The 19136-nt window shown below is 61.8% G+C and carries 17 protein-coding genes; 7 read left to right on the top strand and 10 right to left on the bottom strand.

Features of this window, described 5'->3' with window-relative positions:
- Positions 1-41: 41 nt before the first annotated feature.
- Together LOY35_RS17025 and LOY35_RS17020 are read left to right on the top strand one after the other, a co-directional pair.
- Positions 42-1052: an ABC transporter substrate-binding protein gene (locus LOY35_RS17025; protein WP_258625013.1), complete on the top strand. Its 1011-nt coding sequence runs from the start codon at positions 42-44 to the stop codon at positions 1050-1052.
- 134 nt (positions 1053-1186) lie between these two features.
- Complete coding sequence (locus LOY35_RS17020) at positions 1187-1624, top strand: DUF3995 domain-containing protein (protein ID WP_258625012.1); 438 nt, start codon at positions 1187-1189, stop codon at positions 1622-1624.
- A 145-nt stretch (positions 1625-1769) separates the two neighbouring features.
- Here the strand turns inward: LOY35_RS17020 and LOY35_RS17015 are convergent, their stop codons facing one another.
- The 6 genes from LOY35_RS17015 to LOY35_RS16990 are packed head-to-tail and all read right to left on the bottom strand — an operon-like array spanning position 1770 to position 7827.
- Positions 1770-2120 (bottom strand): Na+/H+ antiporter subunit G, encoded by a 351-nt coding sequence (locus tag LOY35_RS17015; RefSeq protein ID WP_258625011.1) that lies wholly within the window; start codon positions 2118-2120, stop codon positions 1770-1772.
- Positions 2117-2395, bottom strand: coding sequence for a K+/H+ antiporter subunit F (locus tag LOY35_RS17010; protein ID WP_047700910.1), 279 nt, complete (start codon positions 2393-2395; stop codon positions 2117-2119). The genes LOY35_RS17015 and LOY35_RS17010 overlap by 4 nt, the downstream gene beginning before the upstream one ends.
- The gene (locus LOY35_RS17005) at positions 2392-2880 is read right to left on the bottom strand and encodes a Na+/H+ antiporter subunit E (RefSeq protein WP_258625009.1); all 489 of its coding nucleotides are present in this window, start codon (positions 2878-2880) and stop codon (positions 2392-2394) included. Before LOY35_RS17005 ends, LOY35_RS17010 begins: the two co-directional genes overlap by 4 nt.
- Entirely contained in the window at positions 2877-4562 is a 1686-nt protein-coding gene (locus LOY35_RS17000; protein ID WP_258625008.1) for a monovalent cation/H+ antiporter subunit D, read from the bottom strand. The genes LOY35_RS17005 and LOY35_RS17000 overlap by 4 nt, the downstream gene beginning before the upstream one ends.
- On the bottom strand, positions 4559-4903 hold the full coding sequence (locus LOY35_RS16995; protein WP_258625007.1) for a Na+/H+ antiporter subunit C: 345 nt from the start codon (positions 4901-4903) through the stop codon (positions 4559-4561). Before LOY35_RS16995 ends, LOY35_RS17000 begins: the two co-directional genes overlap by 4 nt.
- Complete coding sequence (locus LOY35_RS16990; RefSeq protein WP_258625005.1) at positions 4903-7827, bottom strand: monovalent cation/H+ antiporter subunit A; 2925 nt, start codon at positions 7825-7827, stop codon at positions 4903-4905. Before LOY35_RS16990 ends, LOY35_RS16995 begins: the two co-directional genes overlap by 1 nt.
- 226 nt (positions 7828-8053) lie before the next feature.
- Here LOY35_RS16990 and LOY35_RS16985 point away from each other — a divergent pair, with 226 nt between their 5' ends.
- The 3 genes from LOY35_RS16985 (at position 8054) to LOY35_RS16975 (ending at position 13113) form a co-directional block, all read left to right on the top strand.
- Positions 8054-10618: an S-type pyocin domain-containing protein gene (locus LOY35_RS16985; RefSeq protein WP_258625004.1), complete on the top strand. Its 2565-nt coding sequence runs from the start codon at positions 8054-8056 to the stop codon at positions 10616-10618.
- Positions 10618-11094: a DUF6392 family protein gene (locus tag LOY35_RS16980; protein ID WP_258625003.1), complete on the top strand. Its 477-nt coding sequence runs from the start codon at positions 10618-10620 to the stop codon at positions 11092-11094. Before LOY35_RS16985 ends, LOY35_RS16980 begins: the two co-directional genes overlap by 1 nt.
- 180 nt (positions 11095-11274) lie before the next feature.
- Positions 11275-13113, top strand: a complete 1839-nt coding sequence (locus tag LOY35_RS16975) for a bacteriocin immunity protein (protein ID WP_258625002.1) — start codon at positions 11275-11277, stop codon at positions 13111-13113.
- 19 nt (positions 13114-13132) lie between these two features.
- On the opposite strand, the gene LOY35_RS16970 is transcribed toward LOY35_RS16975, so the two are convergent.
- Positions 13133-14155 carry a DMT family transporter gene (locus tag LOY35_RS16970; protein WP_258625001.1) on the bottom strand — a complete coding sequence of 341 codons (1023 nt, stop codon included), beginning with the start codon at positions 14153-14155 and terminating at the stop codon, positions 13133-13135.
- Between LOY35_RS16970 and LOY35_RS16965 the strand changes: the two genes are divergently transcribed.
- Positions 14150-14713, top strand: coding sequence for a helix-turn-helix domain-containing protein (locus tag LOY35_RS16965; RefSeq protein ID WP_258625000.1), 564 nt, complete (start codon positions 14150-14152; stop codon positions 14711-14713). The two genes, LOY35_RS16970 and LOY35_RS16965, sit on opposite strands and share 6 nt — an antisense overlap.
- A gap of 17 nt (positions 14714-14730) precedes the next feature.
- Positions 14731-14880: a hypothetical protein gene (locus LOY35_RS16960; RefSeq protein WP_258633777.1), complete on the top strand. Its 150-nt coding sequence runs from the start codon at positions 14731-14733 to the stop codon at positions 14878-14880.
- A 752-nt stretch (positions 14881-15632) separates the two neighbouring features.
- Here the strand turns inward: LOY35_RS16960 and LOY35_RS16955 are convergent.
- The 3 genes from LOY35_RS16955 to LOY35_RS16945 all read right to left on the bottom strand — a co-directional run bounded on the left by LOY35_RS16955 (position 15633) and on the right by LOY35_RS16945 (position 18819).
- On the bottom strand, positions 15633-16748 hold the full coding sequence (locus LOY35_RS16955; RefSeq protein ID WP_258624999.1) for a Gfo/Idh/MocA family protein: 1116 nt from the start codon (positions 16746-16748) through the stop codon (positions 15633-15635).
- A gap of 212 nt (positions 16749-16960) precedes the next feature.
- The gene (locus LOY35_RS16950; RefSeq protein ID WP_003180553.1) at positions 16961-17728 is read right to left on the bottom strand and encodes an SDR family oxidoreductase; all 768 of its coding nucleotides are present in this window, start codon (positions 17726-17728) and stop codon (positions 16961-16963) included.
- Positions 17729-17751: 23 nt separating this feature from the next.
- On the bottom strand, positions 17752-18819 hold the full coding sequence (locus LOY35_RS16945) for a phosphotransferase family protein (protein ID WP_258624998.1): 1068 nt from the start codon (positions 18817-18819) through the stop codon (positions 17752-17754).
- Positions 18820-19136 lie beyond the last annotated feature (317 nt).

Genomic DNA, 19136 nt, shown 5'->3' with positions numbered 1-19136 from the left:
TGAATTATTCAGCTATTGCTGTCTGGTATGAGGAACATCGCATGAAACGAGTTCGACAGTGGCTGGTTGCCTGGGCCACCTGTGCTGTGCTGGCTTCGCCATTTCCGGCATCGGCTGCTCCGGCACCGATCCACTTCGCCGACCTGAACTGGGAAAGTGGCAGCCTGATCACCGATATCCTGCGGATCATCGTCGAAAAAGGCTACGGCTTGAAAACCGACACCTTGCCGGGCACCACCATCACCCTGGAAACCGCGCTGGCCAATAACGACATACAAGTCATCGGCGAAGAGTGGGCCGGTCGCAGTCCGGTGTGGGTCAAGGCCGAAGCCGAGGGCAAGGTGATCGCCCTGGGCGATACGGTCAAGGGCGCGACGGAAGGCTGGTGGGTACCGGAATACGTGATCAAGGGCGATCCCGCCAAGGGCATCAAGCCCCTGGCGCCGGACCTTCGCAGCGTCAGCGACCTGGCGCGCTACAAGCATGTGTTCAAGGACCCGGAGAGTCCCGACAAGGGGCGCTTCCTCAACAGCCCCATCGGCTGGACATCCGAGGTCGTCAACAAGCAGAAGCTCAAGGCATATGGCTTGACTGACAGTTATGTGAATTTTCGCAGTGGCTCCGGGGCGGCGCTGGACGCGGAAATCACCTCGTCGATTCGCCGGGGCAAACCGATCCTGTTCTATTACTGGTCGCCCACGCCGCTGCTCGGGCGATTCAAGCTGGTGCAGCTGCAGGAGCCGCCCTTCGATGCCGAGGCCTGGAAAACCTTGACCGATGCCGATAATCCCAATCCCAGGCCGACCCGCTCGCTGGCGTCGAAGCTGTCGATCGGCGTCTCGGCGCCGTTCCAGCAACAGCATCCGGACATCGCCGAGTTCTTCAGCAAGGTCGACCTGCCCATTGATCCTTTGAACAAGGCCCTGGCCGAGATGAGCGAAAAGCGCACGCCGCCCCGCGAGGCGGCCGAAGCGTTCCTCAAGGCCCATCCCCAGGTGTGGCAGGCCTGGGTGCCCAGCGAGGTGGCGGAGAAGGTGTCTGCCGGTCTGTAGTGCCGATTGCCGGTGTTTGAACACTTGATCCCGAGCAATGTGTCATCCGCTGGAACCGGGCAATCTGCGTCCGTCCTGCGAAATGCCAAATTCGAGCTAGGATGATTGTTCAACCTTTTCCAGGAGGCTGGCGAATGACGCTTTTATTGGCACGGACGCTGGTCGCGGTGTTTGCGACCATCAGTTTGATTCATTTGTACTGGGCTCTGGGTGGACGCTGGGCGGCCCAGGCGGTGGTACCCCAGGTTCCGGTCAAGCAGGGGGATATCCTGCGCCCGGCGTTCGAGCCCTCGGGCTGGTTGACCCTGTTAGTGGCCCTGGCGCTGCTGTTCATTGCCGTGCTGGTGTGCCTGCGCGGCGGCCTGTTGGCGCCACCCGTCACCCATCGAGCGCTGCAATGGCTGATCAGCGCGATTGCCTTGCTGATGTTTGCCCGGGCCATTGGCGAATCGAACCTGGTGGGCTTCTTCAAGGAATTCAAGGAATCGACTTTCGCCCGGCTCGACACCTGGGTCTATTCGCCGTTGTGTGTCGTACTGGGCGCCGGGTTGCTGGCGGTGGCCTGGGCCTGAAAGACAACACCACTGTGGTGGCGTGGGAGATCTTGCGGGAGCAAAGCTTGCTCGCGATAGCGGTAAGTCAGTCAGCAACGATGTTGACTGGTCTGTTGCGATCGCGAGCAAGCTTTGCTCCTACAGGTTTGCACCGTCCGATCCTTCACTGACGCCGGCTACTCACTTCCGTCGGCACATCATCCCCGGCCATGCGCTTGCGGAACAACGCCGCCCGGGCCAGCAACAGGGTGGTCACCGGTACGGTGATGGACAGCAGAATCGGGATCAGCCAGGCATGTAGCACCGGCCCGGACTTGAGCGCCGAGAAATAAATGATCGAAGCCAGCGCCACGCACCAGGCCCCCAGTGTCGAGGCCAGGGCAGGTGGGTGCATGCGCTGGAAATAATCCTTCAAGCGCACCAGGCCGAGGGCCCCGACCAGGGCGAACAGGCTGCCGAGTACCAACAGGAGCGCCACCGGGATCTCCACCCACATCGATAAATGCCCGGTCATTCGATCACCTCGCCACGCAGCAGGAACTTGGCCAGGGCAAACGAGCCGACAAAGCCGAACAGGGCGATCAGCAGCGCCGCCTCGAAGTAGGTGTCGCTGGCGTAGCGAATGCCCAGCACCAGCATCATCAGCATCGCAACGATGTACAGGTAATCCAGGGCCAGGACCCGGTCTTGGGCCGATGGCCCCTTGAACAGCCGCAGCAGGGTCAGCACCAGCGCCAGGGAGAACAGGAACAGACTCAGCAGAATCGCATTGGACAGCAACGGACTCATTCGAAAATCTCCATCAGTGGCTGCTCATAGGTGGCCTTGAAATGCGCGATGAACGACGCTTCGTCTTCCAGATCGAACACATGCACCAGCAGGATGCGGCGATCCAGCGCCAGTTCCGACCAGACCGTTCCGGGAATCACCGTGGTGATCATCGACAACGCCGCCAGGCCATTGGCGTCGTTCAGGTCCAGCGGTACTTTGACGAACCGCGAGCGCGGCGGGCGTCGGCCGGTGTTCAGCACACCCCAGGCCACCGTCAGATTGGACACCAGCACATCGCGCCCCACCCGCAGGAACAGCCGCAGCACCGCCCCGGGGCGGCGGATACGAATGGGCCGTGGCCGCAGCGGGCGCATCAGCAGCGGTGCCAGGAAACCCAGCGCCGCTCCCAGCAACAGGTGCCCGGCGCTGAGGGACAGGTTCAACAGCAGCCACAGCGCCCAGAGTGCCAGGGACAGCCATGGCGCGGGGAACAGGCGCTTCATGGCTGCACCTCCGGCACGGCACTGATGGCGTCGGGGCCGGGGACGCTACGGGTGCCCAGCACCGACATCACGTAGTGTTCCGGAGTGTTCAGCGCGTTGGCGGCGTCCTGGGTGTAGCGCAGCAGGGGTTCGGCCTTGAACGTCAAGGCGATGCCCAGGCCGAGCAGTGCAATGATCGGCAGGCATTCGAATGGCCGCAGCAGGGGTGAGGGTCGCTCCTGCGGTGTCCAGAAGCGCTGGATACCCAGGCGCGAGAAGGCAATCAACGAGGCCAGCCCGGACAGGATCAACAACGCCAACAGGCCCCAGGCCTGAGGCGACACCGGTTGTCCAGTGTCGGCTCCAAGCCCCTGGGGATTGAGCAAGGCGTTCAACAGCCCCAGCTTGCCGATGAATCCCGACAGCGGCGGCATGCCGACAATCAGCAGCGCGCAGGCAATGAAGCTCAGGCCAAGGAATGCCATGGTCCAGGGAATGACCTGCCCGACCACGGCTTTCTGCTCGTCATCGAGGTTGGTGCCCTTGGGCGGTTGCAGGGATTCCAGCGGTCGTGGCAGGGTATCGAGGTCGTCCTCCAGCGACAGGTCATTGGCCGAGCGCGAGCGTTCGATCAACTCGGCCAGCAGGAAGAGCGCGCACAGCGCCAGGGTCGAGCTCACCAGATAGAACAGCGCAGCGCCCACCAGGTTCGGCTGGGCGAAGCCGATAGCCGACAACAGGATGCCGGCCGATACCAGGATGCTCAGGCTGGCCATGCGCTCCAGGCGCTGGGCCGCCAGGATGGCGATGGCCGCGCAGACAATGGTCGCCATGCCGCCGTAGATCAGCCAGTCGCCGCCGAAATACGCCGAAGCGCCGGCCTGGCCGGAGAACAGCAAGGTCCACAAGCGCAATATCGTGTAGACGCCCACCTTGGTCATGATCGCGAACAGCGCTGCCACGGGGGCGCTGGCGGCGCTGTAGGCCGGCACCAGCCAGAAGTTCAGTGGCCACATGCCGGCCTTGGCCAGGAACGCCACCGCGAGGATCGCCGCCCCCGCATGCAGCAAGCCCCGGTCGGCTTCCGGCACCAGAGGCACTTTCAGCGCCAGGTCGGCCATGTTCAGGGTGCCGGTGACACCGTAGATCAGCGCCGCGCCGATCAGGAACAGCGACGAGGCCAGCAGGTTGATCGAGATGTAGTGCAAGCCCGACGAAACCCGTGCCCGGCCCGAGCCATGCAGCAGCAAACCGTAGGAAGCGGCCAGCAAGACCTCGAAAAACACGAACAGATTGAACAGGTCCCCGGTGAGGAAGGCGCCATAGAGGCCCATCAGCTGGATCTGGAACAAGGCATGGAAACTCGCCCCGGCACCGTGCCAGCGGGCCATGGCAAACAGCAGGGCGCTGACGCCGATGATGCCGGTCAACACCAGCATCAGCGCCGACAGGCGATCAACCACCAGGACGATGCCGAACGGCGCCTGCCAGTTGCCTGGCAGGTACACGCCGATGGAGGCGGGCAGGGCCTGGTCCTGGGTCCAGTACAGCAACAATACCGCAATGCCCAGCCCCAGCAGGCTGGAGAACAGATTGATCCGTGCCTTGAGCGCACGGTGCTTTTCCCCCAGCATCAGCATCAACGCGGCGGTGAGCAGCGGCAGGAGGATCGGCGCGGCGATCAGATGAGGCGTCAACATCATTCCCTGGGCTCCCGTCCGTCCACGTGGTCGGTGCCGGTCAGGCCTCGGGAGGCCAGCAATACCACCAGGAACAACGCGGTCATGGCGAAGCTGATGACGATGGCGGTCAACACCAGGGCCTGGGGCAGCGGGTCGGTGTAGTGCAGCAGGTCCTGGGGCACGCCGTCCTTGATGATCGGCTCCTTGCCGATGAACAGGCTGCCCATGCTGAAGATGAACAGATTGACGCCGTAGGACAGCAGGCACAGGCCCATGACCACTTGAAAGGTCCGCGGCCGCAGCACCAGCCAGACACCGGAGGCGACCAGGACGCCGATTGCTATAGCGATGACTTCTTCCATCAGGTGGTGGCTCCTTTGAGAGGGGCGGCGGCTTTGGATTGCAGGGCCGGCTTGTGGGCCCGCACCGACTGGTGCGCCAGCGCGGTGAGGATCAGCAATGTCGAGCCGACCACCACGGCGTACACGCCGATGTCGAAGAACAGGGCGCTGGCCAGGTGAATGTCACCCAGCAGCGGCAATTTCAGATGCCAGGTATGAGTGGTGAGGAACGGATAGCCCACGGCCATCGCCCCCAGGCCCGTCGCCGTGGCGAACAGCAACCCGGTACCCATCCAGCGCAGCGGTCGCAGGCTCATTTGCGCCTCGACCCACTGAGTGCCGGCCACCATGTACTGGAGGATGAACGCCACCGACATCACCAGCCCGGCCACGAAGCCGCCACCGGGTTGGTTGTGGCCGCGCATGAACAGGTAGAACGAGACCACCAGGGCAATCGGCAGCAGCAGGCGCACCAACACCGAGGGCACCATCATGAAGCCCAATGCGGTATCGCTGGCGTGCCGCGGGTTGACCAGGTCGGTGACCACGTCTGGCGCGAGCAGGCGCTGCTGCGCCGGCAACTGCATGCTTTCCTTCGGCGGCCGGAAACGCCGCAGCAGGGCAAACACGGCCAGGGCCACCGCCACCAGCACGGTGATTTCCCCCAGGGTGTCGAAGCCGCGGAAATCCACCAGCATCACGTTCACCACGTTGCTGCCACCGCCTTCGGGCAGGGCCCGGCTGAGGTAGAACGAAGAAATGTCGTTGGGCGTCTGGCGCGTCAGCATCGCGTAGGACAGCATCGCCATGCCGCCGCCCACCGCGCCGGACAACAGCAAGTCCCGCAGGCGCCGGATACGTGCGCGCCGTTCGCTGTTGGGCCGGGGCGATGCGTCCTCGATCCGCCGCGGCAGCCAGCGCAGGCCCAGCAGGATCAGCACCGTGGTCACCACTTCCACCACCAGTTGCGTCAGGGCCAGGTCGGGGGCGGAGAACCAGACGAAGGTCACGCAGGTCATCAGGCCGCAGACGCTGACCATGGTCAGGGCCGCGAGTCGGTGATACTTGGCTTGCCAGGCCGCGCCCAGGGCGCAGGCAATGGCCAGCAGCCAGAGGATGACGAAGACGATGGAGCCGGGGATCTTCGGCCGGTCGCCCCAGACCAGCGAGCCGTGCAGCATCGGGATCAGCCCGGCCAGCAGCGCAGTCAGCACCAGCAGGAACAACTGGGCCTGGAGGCGCCGGGTACTGATGAGTCGCTCCAATCGCCGGCCGAGGCGCATCATCAGCACCAGGCTGCGCTCGAACAGCCGCTTGCCGCTGAACCGGCCAATGAAGGGTGTATGGGTGATCTGCCCGCGCTTGAATTGCTTGCGCAGCAGCAGGTACAGCACGACGCCGCCGGACATGGCCACCAGGCTCATGATCATCGGTGCATTGAGGCCATGCCAGATCGCCAGGCTATATTCGGGCAGGGTGCCGCCCACGACCGGCAGCGCGGCCGCCGCCAGCAGGGAGCCGACCACCTGGGCCGGGAAAATCCCCACCAGCAGGCAGGTGAACACCAGCAATTCCACCGGCGCGCGCATCCAGCGCGGTGGTTCGTGGGGGGTATGGGGCAGGTCGGTGGCCGTCGGGCCGAAGAACACATCCACGGTGAAGCGCAGGGAGTAGGCGACGCTGAAGGTTCCGGCGATGGTGGCAATGATCGGCAGCGCCAGCTCGACCCAGGCCGTGGCGGAAATGAACACCGTTTCGGCGAAGAACATTTCCTTGGAAAGAAAACCGTTGAGCAGCGGGACCCCGGCCATGGCGGCGCTGGCGACCATTGCCAGTGTCGCCGTGAAGGGAATCAGCCGCACCAGGCCGCTGAGCTTGCGGATGTCCCGGGTGCCGCTTTCATGGTCGATGATTCCCGCAGCCATGAACAGCGAGGCCTTGAAGGTGGCGTGGTTGAGAATGTGGAACACCGCCGCCACGGCCGCCAGCGGGCTGTTCAGGCCCAGCAGCAGGGTGATCAGCCCCAGGTGGCTGATGGTGGAATAGGCCAGCAACCCCTTGAGGTCATTCTGGAACATCGCGCAGTAGGCACCCAGCAACAGCGTACAGGCCCCCGCACCGCCGACGATGTAGAACCATTGTTCGCTGCCCGACAGCGACGGCCACAACCGTGCCAGCAGGAACACCCCGGCCTTGACCATGGTCGCCGAGTGCAGATAGGCCGAGACGGGTGTGGGCGCGGCCATGGCGTGGGGCAGCCAGAAATGGAACGGGAACTGGGCGCTTTTGCTCAGGGCGCCGATCAGGATCAGCGGCAGCAGGATGGGGTAGAGGGCATGGGCCCGGATCAGGTCGCCCGCCGCCAGGACCTTGTCCAGCTCATAACTACCCACCACATGGCCGAGCAGCAGCACCCCGGCCAACAGGCACAGCCCGCCGGCCCCGGTCACCATCAAGGCCATGTAGGCGCCGCGCCGGGCATCGGCGCGGTGATGCCAATAGCCGATCAGCAGGAACGAGAACAGGCTGGTCAGTTCCCAGAAAAACACCATCTGAATCAGGTTGCCGGAGATCACCAGCCCGAGCATGGCGCCCATGAACGCCAGGAAGAACGCGAAGAAACGCGGCACCGGATCTTCCGGTGACATGTAATAGCGGGCGTATAACGACACCAACGTACCGATGCCCAGTACCAGCAGCGAAAACAACCAGGCAAACCCGTCCAGCCGCAGCACGAAGTTCAGCCCCAGGCTGGGCAGCCAGAGATACTCTTCACGGATCACGCCGCCGTCGGCGATCTGTGGGTAGAACAAGGCCACCTGAACGGTGCCGACCAGCGCGATGAGGCCTGCCAGCAGCGATTCGGCGTTACGGGCGTTATGCGGCAGCAGCGCCGCGACACAGCTGCCGATGAAGGGCAAAAGCAATAGAACTATCAGTGACATAGGCTTCTATTCGGCGGGAGGTTGCAAGGGATCATACGTGGCATGGGTCTGATCACCAACCGCGGGGATGTCGCAGAATCCTACAAGATAGGTGGAGTTTTCCCGTTTTGCGTTGTTTCTCAAGGGAGAGGGACAGCGAAAAAGAAAAGCGCCGGCAATACATATGTACCGCACCCGGACAGGGCTGCCTCACCATCCTGCGCCATACAGAGAAAGGAGAATCTGTATGGCAAGACAAACACTAAACGATGGATCGGATGGAACGGTTGTTATCAGTCCGGGACGGACCTCATCCAGCGGTGGTTTTCGCGTCGGTAGTGGCGGTTTTTCAGGGGGATTCGGCGGCTCCGGCGGCAGAGGTGGCAGACGCGCGAAGGCCCGACGCAAAGCACGCGAACAGGCTCGGCAGAGGGAGCTGCAAGCCCGGCTGAAGGCCGAGGCGGAAAAGGCCGAAGCGGCCGCCCGGGCCGCCGAACTGGGACGTCTCAAGGCTCGTCAGCAAGCGATGTCGGCGATGGTGCAGCGCTACGACACCATCAGGGCCGAGGTGGATCGCAATTTTGCGAGCAGGGCCCAACAACTCGACACCTCCCTTCAGCAAGAAGTCACCGCCGCAAAACGACCTCCCGCCAGTCAATCCAGTGAGCGCTGGCAGCTTTACCTCATCACCAAGGAGAAAAACGAGATCGACGGGCTGATCGCCCGCAAGGTTGCCGAACTCAACGCACGGGACACCGTTGCGCGGTCTTTCGACGGGCGGGACCCGCTCACGGGCTCGGTGCACGATTATCAAACACGACTGGATCAGTTCGGCGCGGCTCTGGAAGACGGCCACAAGGTTTGGGAACAGGCCTATACCGCAGCCCAGGAAGCGAAGCTGCTGTCAGCGCAGATCAAGACGCTTACGGATAAGTCCAACGCGCTTGCCAGACGTCACGCCGAGCAATCGGTGGCGTGGCGCGAACGGGAGGCCGTTTGGGAACGTCATCGTCAATACGCCGAACAACGGGCGGCACGCATCCGCTTCAAGCAGCAAGTCGACGAGGCAGTCCGGCGTGAGAGGTTAAGACAAACCCATACCTTACGTGTACCTGCGTCTTCGATGGCCGCGGCGAGCGGGATGGTGCTGACCCGAGACACGGTGTTTGTGGCTCAGCATGCCGCAGCGATATTGGAACAGGCTGTTGCGGCCTCCATCGACGCGCTGAAGGACTCCGCGCGGGTCTTGCTGAGAACGGGCCCGGTCTTCGTCACGGCGATGGTCTACTCCCCCGCACTTGGCAACGGTGAACTCTCGGCCGAACAACGCAGGCGCCTGTTCCAGGGGGTTGGCGTGCCGGCACAGGCATTCGGACTGTCCGATGGACAAGCGCTGCAATCCGTTGCCGATGCGGGTGGTTCGGTTGAAGTGGCGTATCGGCTCAAGCCTCAAGCCGTTTCCGAAGGCGCCGCGATCCACGTGGCCAGCACCGGCGACAAAATCAGCGCGAGTGTTCCCGTGATCAATGGAGTCCTCGACCCGCTGACCGGACTCTACAACGTTGAGGTACCCGGTTTTCCGACCCGGTACCTGCAGCTCTCACCCGATTCCCCTGTGCAGGTTGTGCCGGCGAGCCTGCCTGGGCTGATCCCGGTGGCGCCTCAGGTGCAAATCCTTCCGACCGATGTGGACCTGCGCATTCAGGACTGCATCGTCTGTGTGCCGGGCCTGCCGCCGACCTACTTTTCTTTCGATTTACCTCCTTTGGGAACGGGCGTCGTCACCGGCGCTGGTAAGGCGCCTGCAGATGATTGGTGGAGCACCGCAAGCCAGACTCAAGGCGCCGCCATTCCCGAGCAAGTCGGCCATCTGCTCCAGGCGCGGGAAGTCAAATCCTTCGCTGCCTTCGAACAGATCATATGGCAAGCCCTGGCCGAACGTCCGGAACTGAACGGTCATGTCGATGTGCTCAATAAAAAACGCATCGAGCAAGGTTTTGCTCCCTATGCGCCGAAAAGCACCTGGGCCGGCGAACGTCGTGAATTCGAGCTGCGTTACCAGGACCGGGTCGAACTGGGCGGGAACCCGTTCGATCTCGACCGCATCAGCATCACCACGCCCCAGAGCCTCCACGGTCTACCAGGCCTCGTACCGGCCGTTCTGCTCTGGCCGACCGCACCCATCGATACGAGCACCCGGACACCCCTGGTTCCACCGGGCATCGAACTGCTTGGCCCAACCGCGTCGCCGACGGCGCCTGCTATTTCGCAGGACTATCCCGGCAACCCTGTAATCCCCGTCCTACCACAAAACGAGACGTTTCCGGCTGTCGAACCCGGGCAGGTCGGTGCCAGTATTCCCGGGTATCCGGCAGACATGGAGCTGCCTTCGCTGGGGTTGGTGTTTGTAGGGCCCCCAGTGGAACCTCTGGAGGTAGGGCCATACAACGAGCTCAGTGGTCGAAGCAGAGGAGATGGCTTGGACATTGATCATATACCGTCTAGGAAGGCGTTGAGGGCTTATATAGATATGAACCATGAGGACATGAGCACCTCCAAAGTCCGGGAGGCTATTCGACGGGCTCCGTGTATTGCCATTCCTTCGAGTATTCATCAAAAATTCAGTGAGACGTATGGTGGGCGCAACAGTTTCGAGAAAAGCATGAGCGATGCTTCAGATTTGGAGGCAGCGGTGAACGGTAACTTGGCAGCACTGAAGCCGGGGCTTATTGAGTCTGGCGCGTCAGAGTCAGATATAGATGCTGCCCTTAAGTCGTTGCATGAACTGCATAAAAAACAAGGGTGGTATTGATGAAAGACTTTGAACTTGAAGCGCTTATTGGTCGTATTGGAAGTCAATACAATATATTGGTAAGAGAGGGTGTGTTATCCGATCAACCATTGACCGAAATGTTTGAAGAGGATGATCGTCTTGGGCTTGAACCGGAACCGGGTTTAGAGTTGGAGTTCTGGCGGGAAACTGGGAAGCTCGAGACGCTTTTCATTACACTCATGCGGACCACGCCCTCAACGAAGGAATATAAAGGCGAACTTCCTGCTCCCTATGTGTCGAAAATGACGCAATCTGATGTCCACGCCATATTCGGGAAACCGATGGCATCAAGAGGTCCAACTAAAATGCCACTGCCGATAGGGGGGACCGGGGGGTGGGAGTCGTATTTATTGAACCCAAAACTGTATCCCGATAAAAAAGTAGTATTTCAATATACTCAGGATATGAGGGTGGAAACTTTGGTCTTTACTTTGATAGATAAAGGGCGCCATTGATCTAGGTGATGAGCGAGCAGCATCTTTTTTCATTGAAAATGATTGAAAGTCCAGAAGTGGGAGCCCTAATAACAGCCGCGGCTTCAAACCAGAATAGTTCCGCCCGTTGAACGCACCTGCCCGGCACGCCGCGAGCAGGTGCGTCATCAGGCGCATACGCGTAAACAAGGAAAATCGAAGATGGAACTTAAGCCCAGACTCCAGGGTTACACCGAGTCCGAGTTTCAGATGTTTGTCGATAAGATCTGGAATGTGGATATCGGCAAAAAGGACCACGACCGGCTCATCAATCACTTCGACCGCATTGTCGGTCATCCCAGTGGGGCGGATCTGTTGTTTTATCCGCAGGACGACGTCAATTCGAATTCGCCGACTGCGGTCGTTCATCACGTCAAATACTGGTATCACCAAAAGAAAGTCATTCCTTTCAAAGGTGGAATACTTCCAGCGTCTGTCGAGCCAGCACCCAAGTCGACGCCGGCCGAACGCAATACGGCAAGAGCCGAACGCGAACTTGCCAAAGCGCGGCAGATGGCGACGGATATTGGAATGGCAGGGCAAGCGATTGAGTCGGCATTCTTGCTGCTTGAAAACGCTATCGAGCACCTGACGATCCGACAGAATCCGAGTACAACGCCGCAGGCGCTGGAAAAAGCCATGCGTCAGGTCGAGCGCGCACAGCATGACGTGCTCATGGCGGTTGGCGCATTTGAACGCCAGAAAATGAGCGTTGAATTCTCGAAGAACGCAGCTCAGCGGGATCTTGCTTACAGCAAGGCGGACAGGACTCTCTGGCAAGCCAATCTGCAGGAGGCCACTGCCAATCACAGTCATTATGTCGCGCGTTTATCGCGGGTCGCCCAGCGCCATGCTGATCTTCATTCCAAGGCCGAAACGGCATTGAATAGCGCCTGGGAACAGCTTATCCGCATGCGGGGCACCGACCTTGGCGCAACGTTATTTCGTCTGTCTGCTGCCGACAATCTGGAACGTCCGAATCTGTTGCTCAGCAATGCGCGCCCCCTGATCCCCCTTCAGCGAACGGCCTTGCAAAATACTCTCCGTTCCGCAGTCGCCGAGTTCAATTGGTCGCTGACTGACGGAGCAAAGGAGCTTCTTGGACGATACGCCGGCGTGCTGAGGTTCAGGCTCGCCAGTCGAGCCAAAGTGGTGCGCTTTGGCCTGTGCGTTGCGTTGAGTGAACTTTCGTTGATCGATGCTGATTGGCAGGCACTTGCCGCCCTGCATGGCGACGTGGAATTGCCACTGCGAATGAGCACGACGACGGTCGCTGTGAAGCCCGGCAGCATGTCCTACGGGCTGAAACAAATACGCGAACTTTTCGAGATTTGTGTCACTCCCTGCGCTGGGTATTTGCCTGCGAAGGTTCGTGTCAGGCCGGCAGTCTGGCACGAGGCCGAGAAGGTTTACCGTTTCACGACGGATAACTCGCAGGGTGCCGTTATCGAATGGGCGCAACCCCTTGGTCTGGGGGCATCAGTCGAGACCCGGCTGGATAGGCTGGATTCCACCGGTTTTGTCCATTCGTCACCGGTGCCCGAATTGGCTTCGTTCGACTCTGTTGAAGAGGTGCGATTCGATGATTATATCGTGGTGTTTCCGTGCGACTCCGGCCTGGAACCGCTCTACGTGCTGTTCAATGACCGTCGGGATTGCCCGGGTGTCGTGCGCGGAGCAGGGCAGGCGGAGGCCAATAGCTGGCAAGCGCAAGCGATGAGTAGCCAGGGTGCTCCTGTCCCGGCGCTGATCGCCGATCAATTGCGCGGGCAAGTCTTCGAGCGCTTCGACCTGTTCAAACGGGCCTTCTGGAAAGCCGTTGCGGCGACGCCGACATTGAACGCTCAGTTCAATCTGGCCAACAGGGCTTTGCTGCTCAGCGGTTCGGCGCCCCGTAGCGAGCTACCCGACGACGATCGTGCACTGCGCATCCTGCATCGGGTTGACGTCACGCAAGACGGTGGCGTTTATGACCTCGACAACCTGGTAATTCGTCACTGATATCGTCTGGGTTGATGCTTCAACCTTCGCGCTCAGGCGCTTGAGCCAGTTCGATGGCACTTTTGTTTCGGGTCTTGAGTTCACTGACAATCACCGCCGCCACGATCAATGCCGCACCAAACAAGGCAATCCCCGGCAACCGCTCGCCCGCCAGGCGCCCGGCGATACCGGCCCACACCGGTTCACCGGCGTAGATCAGCGTGGCGCGGGTCGGCGAGACGCTTTTCTGCGCCCAGTTCATCGCCACCTGGATCGCCGCGCTGGCGGCGCCCAGACCCACGGCGCTGAACAGCAGCAGCCAGGAGAACCCCGGAATCGCTTCCTGGGTCGGCACCACCATCAGGAATGCCAGCACCGCGGTGCTTGCCAGCTGCACCACGGTCACCCGGCGTACATCGACCTGGCCGGCGTAGGTACTGATCAGGATGATTTCGGCGGCAATCGCGATGGCGCTGATCAGCGTGGCGATTTCGCCGGGACTGAAATTCAGCGACGCGCCGGCGGGGCCTGATAGCAGCATCAATCCGGTGAACGCCAGCATGATGCCGATGCTCGGCATCAAGCCCGGCCGCCGGCCCAGCACCAGCCACTGCAACAGCGGCACGAAGGGCACGTAGAGCGCGGTGATGAACGCCGACTGGCTGCTGGGGATGGTTTGCAGGCCGACCGTCTGCAAACCGTAGCCGAGCATGATCGCCACGCCGATGAAGCAGCCGGCCTTGAGTTCGAACAGGGTCAGGTCCCGTAGATGACGCCAGGAGAACAACGCGACGAACGCCGCCGCGGCGGCAAAGCGCAAGCCGACGAAAAACATCGGCCCGCTGACGGTCATGGCGTGCTGCACCAACAGGAAAGTACCGCCCCAGATCATGGTGATCAGCACCAGCACGCACTCGGCCTTGCTGAGCCGCAGGAAACGGGAGGAAGTTTGAGGGGAGTTCACCGATGCCATGACCTTGCGCGCCACTGGAGGGGGACGCACAATGCGTCCGAAGTTGGGCAGTATAATGCGCAACCTCGATAAATGAGCCATACCGTGCATAAAGAAAATGGCCAGCGCGCCTCAGTCCTGCAACACGTCAGCCAGAACGTCCGCCGTCTGCGACACGCCGCGCAGCTCAGCCAGACGGCGCTGGCGCAGCTGTCCGGGGTCAGCCGGCGAATGCTGGTCGCCATCGAGGCCGGTGAAAAGAACGTCAGCCTGAGCACCCTGGATCGTGTCGCCGAGGCCCTCGATGTGGCCTTCAGCGACTTGATCCAGGCGCCCGACGCCCGTGACCCGAGCCGCATCAACGAGCTGGCCTGGGCCGGCGCGATCCCCGGCAGCAAAGCCGTGCTCCTGGCCAAGGCCAACGCCAGTCGCGAAGTCGAACTATGGGAATGGCGTCTGGAGCCTGGCGAACATTACGCTTCCGAGCCCGATAACGACGGCTGGAGCGAGCAGCTCTATGTCTTCGAGGGTTGTCTGACTGTGGTGCTGGGCGATGAAGAGCGTCGGATCGGCTCGGGGGAGTTTTTCATGTTTGCCAGCAACCAGCCCCACGCTTATCGCAATGAGGGGCCGGTGGCGGTGCGATTTGTACGCAACGTGGTGATTTGACGCCTGGGGGGAGCGGTATGGATACAGCGCCGGAGCAACAGGCGAACGACATCGCCCGTGAAGCCGATGTGATCATTGTCGGCGGTGGCCTGAGCGGTGCCTTGCTGGCGGCGCAATTGCTGCGCCTGCCGAGGATTTATCCCCGCTGGGTCGCGCAGCGGCCCTAAATTCCTGATCCACCGAGAGGGTAGCTTGAGGGGGCGCTTCGCACCCCAGCGGGGATAAATCCCCTCGCCACAATAGCGATCACAGCTCGCTGATTGTCACCCAGCGCGCCTCCCGGGCCGCCAGGCGAATCGCCGCCGCACCACTGCGCGGGGATGTGGTGGGAAAGTACCGCCGTGACCGATGTGGCGAGCCAGGCGAAGGCGCTGGCGGCGCGGTTGGTTGAGTTGCACGCGTCAGGTTGAACACTATCCCCTCGCCACAACAGCGATCACAGCTCGCTGATTGTCGCCCAGCGCCTCCGGGGCCGCCAGGCGAATCGCCGCCGCACCACTGCGCGGGATGTGGTGGGAAAGTACCGCCGTGACCGATGTGGCGAGCCAGGCGAAGGCGCTGGCGGCGCGGTTGGTTGAGTTGCACGCGTCAGGTTGAACACCCCCCCCTGTGGCGAGGGGATTTATCCCCGCTGGGTCGCGCAGCGGCCCTAAATTCCTGATCCACCGAGAGGGTAGCTTGAGGGGGCGCTTCGCACCCCAGCGGGGATAAATCCCCTCGCCACAACAGCGATCACAGTTCGCTGATTGTCACCCAGCGCCTCCGGGGCCGCCAGGCGAATCGCCGCCGCACCACTGCGCGGGATGTGGTGGGAAAGTACCGCCGTGACCGATGTGGCGAGCCAGGCGAAGGCGCTGGCGGCGCGGTTGGTTGAGTTGCACGCGTCAGGTTGAACACTATCCCCTCGCCACAACAGCGATCACAGTTCGCTGATCGTCACCCAGCGCGGCTCCCGGGCCGCCAGGCGAATCGCCGCCGCGAGGCGTTCCACCGCCCAGGCCTCTTCGAAGTCCGTGCCGTGACCTGCTTCGCCGGCCATTGCCAGGACCAGTTCCTGCACCTCCAGGGTCTTCAATTCGTTGTAGCCCAACTGGTGCCCGGCGGCTGGGCTGAAGGCGGCATAGCCAGGAAGATCCGGACCAGCCAGCAGGCGCTGGAAACCGGTTTCGCCGGCGCGGCACAGGCGCAGTTCATTGAGCCGCTCCTGATCGAACGCCAGTGTTCCCAGGGTGCCGCTGATTTCGAACGCCAGGTGGTTCTTGAAGCCGTGCTTGAGCCAACTGCTGCTCACCGTGCCGCGGGCACCGCTGCTGAAGCGCAACAGCGCGTGAACCTGATCGTCTACCGCGATGGCGCGTTGCTCGGAACTGCCCATGCTGGCGGGACGTTGGTCGTGCACGGTCTGGCTGTCGGCGCACACCGCTTCGACATCGCCCAAGAGGTGCCGGGCCATCGCCAGCAAGTGGCTGCCCAGATCCGCCAGTGCACCGCCGGCATGGGCCGCTTCGCAGCGCCATGACCATGGCGAGGCCGGGTTGGCCATGAAGTCTTCGCTGAACTCGCCCTGGAAACTGACGATTGACCCCAACTCCCCGCGTTGAATGATGTCCCTTGCCAGTTGGATGATCGGGTTGTGCTGGTAGTTGTAGCCGACCCGCGTGACCACACCGGCGGCCTTGGCGGCCTGGCGCATCTGCTCGGCCTGTTCCAGGGACACCGCCAGAGGCTTTTCGCAATAGACCGCCTTGCCCGCCGCCAGCGCCGCCATGGCCATTGGGTAATGCAGGTGGTTGGGCGTGGTGATGGCGACCAGGTGGACCTTCGGGTCGTCGATCAGTTGTTGCCAGTCACTATGAGTCGTCTCGAAACCCCAGCTGCTGGCGCATTGCCGGGCACGCTGCGGATCGGCATCGGCCAGGGCCGCCAGCGTCAGGTTCAGGGGAAGGTCGAATACAACTCTGGCATTGTTGAATGCCAACGCATGGGCACGGCCCATGAAACCGGTGCCGATCAGGCCGATGCCGAGTTCGCGCATGAGAAAGAGCCCTTTGAATGGTGAAGTTCAGGAGGGCTCTTTATGGAATAAATATTCTCAAATTGCAAATTATGGAATAAATATTCATTTGGTTGGTGAAGATCCCCTGTGGGAGCGAGCCTGCTCGCGATAGCGGTGGCTCAGTGGCATTGATGTCGACTGACACACCGTCATCGCGAGCAGGCTCGCTCCCACAGGGGGAATGTGCAGTGTCAGGAAAGGAACCCACCATCCACATTCAGCGCCACACCCGTGGTGTAGCTCGACGCGTCACTGGCCAGGTACAACACCGCACCGGCCATTTCGCTCGGGTCGGCCACGCGTTTGAGCGGGATCTGCGCCAGAGCGGTTTTCAGGATCGCGTCGTTCTTGACCAGCGCCGAGGCGAACTTGGTGTCGGTCAGGCCCGGCAGCAGGGCGTTGCAGCGGATGCCGAACTGCGCGCATTCCTTGGCGAATACCTTGGTCATGTTGATCACGGCGGCTTTGGTCACCGAGTAGATGCCCTGGAAGATCCCCGGCGATATGCCGTTGATCGATGCCACGTTGATGATGCTACCGCCGCCGTTCTCGCGCATCAGCTTGCCGGCTTCCACCGACATGAAGAAATAGCCGCGAATGTTCACATCGACGGTTTTCTGGAAGGCGCCCAGGTCGGTGTCCAGCACGTTGCAGAACTGCGGGTTGGTGGCCGCGTTGTTCACCAGGATGTCCAGGCGCCCGAACTGTTCGCGAATGCCGGCGAAGACCTGGCTGATCTGCTCCATTTCACCGATGTGGCAGGCGATGGCGGTGGCTTTGCCGCCCGCGGCGATGATGGCGTCGGCCACGTGCTGGCAACCGTCGAGCTTGCGGCTGGAAACGATCACATGGGCGCCTTGCTGGGCCAGCAACTTGGCGATGGCCTCGCCGATGCCACGGCTGGCGCCGGAAACGAAGGCGATTTTACCGTCGAGGTCGAACAACTGGGTCTTGGACATGCTGTTTCCTTGTCATGGGGCGCTCAGAGCGTGGATTGGCCGATGACCTGCAGGCTCATCTGCTCCAGCAGTATGTTCATCTGAACGAACTGCGCGAAGCGTTGGTCTTGGGTCTGGCCGTGGTAGAAGCGGTAATAGATCTGCTGGACGATCCCGGCCAGGCGGAACAGGCCGTAGGTGTAATAGAAGTCGAAATTGTCGATACGGATCCCGGCGCGCTCGGCGTAGTAATCCACGAACTCGCGACGGGTCAGCATGCCGGGCGCGTGGCTGGGCTGGCGGCGCATCGACCGGACCGGTGCCGGGTCCGTCGCCTCGAACCAGTAGGCGAGGCTGTTGCCCAGGTCCATCAGCGGGTCGCCGAGGGTGGTCAGTTCCCAATCCAGCACGCCGATGATCTGCATCGGGTTGTCCGGGTCGAGGATCACGTTGTCGAAGCGGTAGTCGTTGTGGACGATGCTGGAAACTGGGTGGTCGGCGGGCATCTTGTCGTTGAGCCAGGCCTTGACCGTCGCCCATTTCGGCGCGTCGGGGGTCAGGGCGTTTTCGTAGCGCTCGCTCCAGCCACGGATCTGCCGGGCCACGTAGCCTTCGGGCTTGCCGAGGTCGGCCAGGCCGCAGGCGTGGTAGTCGACCCGGTGCAGTTCGACGAGCCGGTCGATGAAGCTCTTGCACAGCGCTTCGGTGCGGGCGGCGTCGAAACCCAGCTCGGGCGGCAGGTCGGAGCGCAGGATGATGCCCTTGACCCGCTCCATCACGTAGAACTCGGCGCCCATGACTGACTCATCGGTGCAGTGCACATAGGCTTTCGGGCAATACGGGAACGCGTCGCGTAACTGGTTGAGGATGCGGAATTCACGGCCCATGTCATGGGCGGATTTGGCTTTGTGGCCGAACGGCGGACGACGCAGGACGAATTCCTGTTCGGGGTACTCCAGCAGGTAGGTCAGGTTCGACGCGCCACCGGGGAACTGACTGATCCGTGGTGCGCCGGTCAGGCCGGGGATGTGGGCCTTGAGGTACGGGTCGATCAGGTTGGCATCGAGTTCTTCACCGTCGCGTACGCGGGTGGACTGATCAGTAAACGCCATGCTTATCCCTTCTGCTTATTCTGGAGGCCATCGATCATTGGCTAATCAAGGGTTTGTACGAAAAGTCGCCGAGCGGCGATCAGGCAAGGCGAAAACAGGCGAGGAAGCGGAGTTGACTGGTTGTCAATGAGCATTCCGAGCCTGTTTTCAACGTAGCCTGATCGTCGCGCAGGCACTTTTCGTCCAAAGCCTAATGGCGTGTGGGAGGCGTAACAAGCACGCCAGGGTCTTATAGGTTAGCGTGTTGCCGGATAATCAGCGGGCCTGATGCGCGCAGGTGAGCTATGGTTTCGGGGACGTTTCAAGGAGTCGCCGCG

This window comes from Pseudomonas sp. B21-028 (assembly GCF_024749045.1).
Lineage (GTDB): Bacteria > Pseudomonadota > Gammaproteobacteria > Pseudomonadales > Pseudomonadaceae > Aquipseudomonas.
The sequence above is the reverse complement of the archived record's forward strand: the minus strand, read 5'-3'. Positions and strand labels throughout refer to the sequence as shown.

Coding starts and splice junctions, on each gene's coding strand:
- LOY35_RS17005 (WP_258625009.1), bottom strand. CDS start 2,880: ATGAAGCGCCTGTTCCCCGCGCCATGGCTGTCCCTGGCACTCTGGGCG.
- LOY35_RS16975 (WP_258625002.1), top strand. CDS start 11,275: ATGGAACTTAAGCCCAGACTCCAGGGTTACACCGAGTCCGAGTTTCAG.
- LOY35_RS17025 (WP_258625013.1), top strand. CDS start 42: ATGAAACGAGTTCGACAGTGGCTGGTTGCCTGGGCCACCTGTGCTGTG.
- LOY35_RS16990 (WP_258625005.1), bottom strand. CDS start 7,827: ATGTCACTGATAGTTCTATTGCTTTTGCCCTTCATCGGCAGCTGTGTC.
- LOY35_RS16960 (WP_258633777.1), top strand. CDS start 14,731: ATGGATACAGCGCCGGAGCAACAGGCGAACGACATCGCCCGTGAAGCC.
- LOY35_RS17015 (WP_258625011.1), bottom strand. CDS start 2,120: ATGACCGGGCATTTATCGATGTGGGTGGAGATCCCGGTGGCGCTCCTG.
- LOY35_RS17010 (WP_047700910.1), bottom strand. CDS start 2,395: ATGAGTCCGTTGCTGTCCAATGCGATTCTGCTGAGTCTGTTCCTGTTC.
- LOY35_RS16995 (WP_258625007.1), bottom strand. CDS start 4,903: ATGGAAGAAGTCATCGCTATAGCAATCGGCGTCCTGGTCGCCTCCGGT.
- LOY35_RS16985 (WP_258625004.1), top strand. CDS start 8,054: ATGGCAAGACAAACACTAAACGATGGATCGGATGGAACGGTTGTTATC.
- LOY35_RS16950 (WP_003180553.1), bottom strand. CDS start 17,728: ATGTCCAAGACCCAGTTGTTCGACCTCGACGGTAAAATCGCCTTCGTT.
- LOY35_RS17000 (WP_258625008.1), bottom strand. CDS start 4,562: ATGATGTTGACGCCTCATCTGATCGCCGCGCCGATCCTCCTGCCGCTG.
- LOY35_RS16970 (WP_258625001.1), bottom strand. CDS start 14,155: ATGCACGGTATGGCTCATTTATCGAGGTTGCGCATTATACTGCCCAAC.
- LOY35_RS16945 (WP_258624998.1), bottom strand. CDS start 18,819: ATGGCGTTTACTGATCAGTCCACCCGCGTACGCGACGGTGAAGAACTC.
- LOY35_RS16955 (WP_258624999.1), bottom strand. CDS start 16,748: ATGCGCGAACTCGGCATCGGCCTGATCGGCACCGGTTTCATGGGCCGT.
- LOY35_RS17020 (WP_258625012.1), top strand. CDS start 1,187: ATGACGCTTTTATTGGCACGGACGCTGGTCGCGGTGTTTGCGACCATC.
- LOY35_RS16980 (WP_258625003.1), top strand. CDS start 10,618: ATGAAAGACTTTGAACTTGAAGCGCTTATTGGTCGTATTGGAAGTCAA.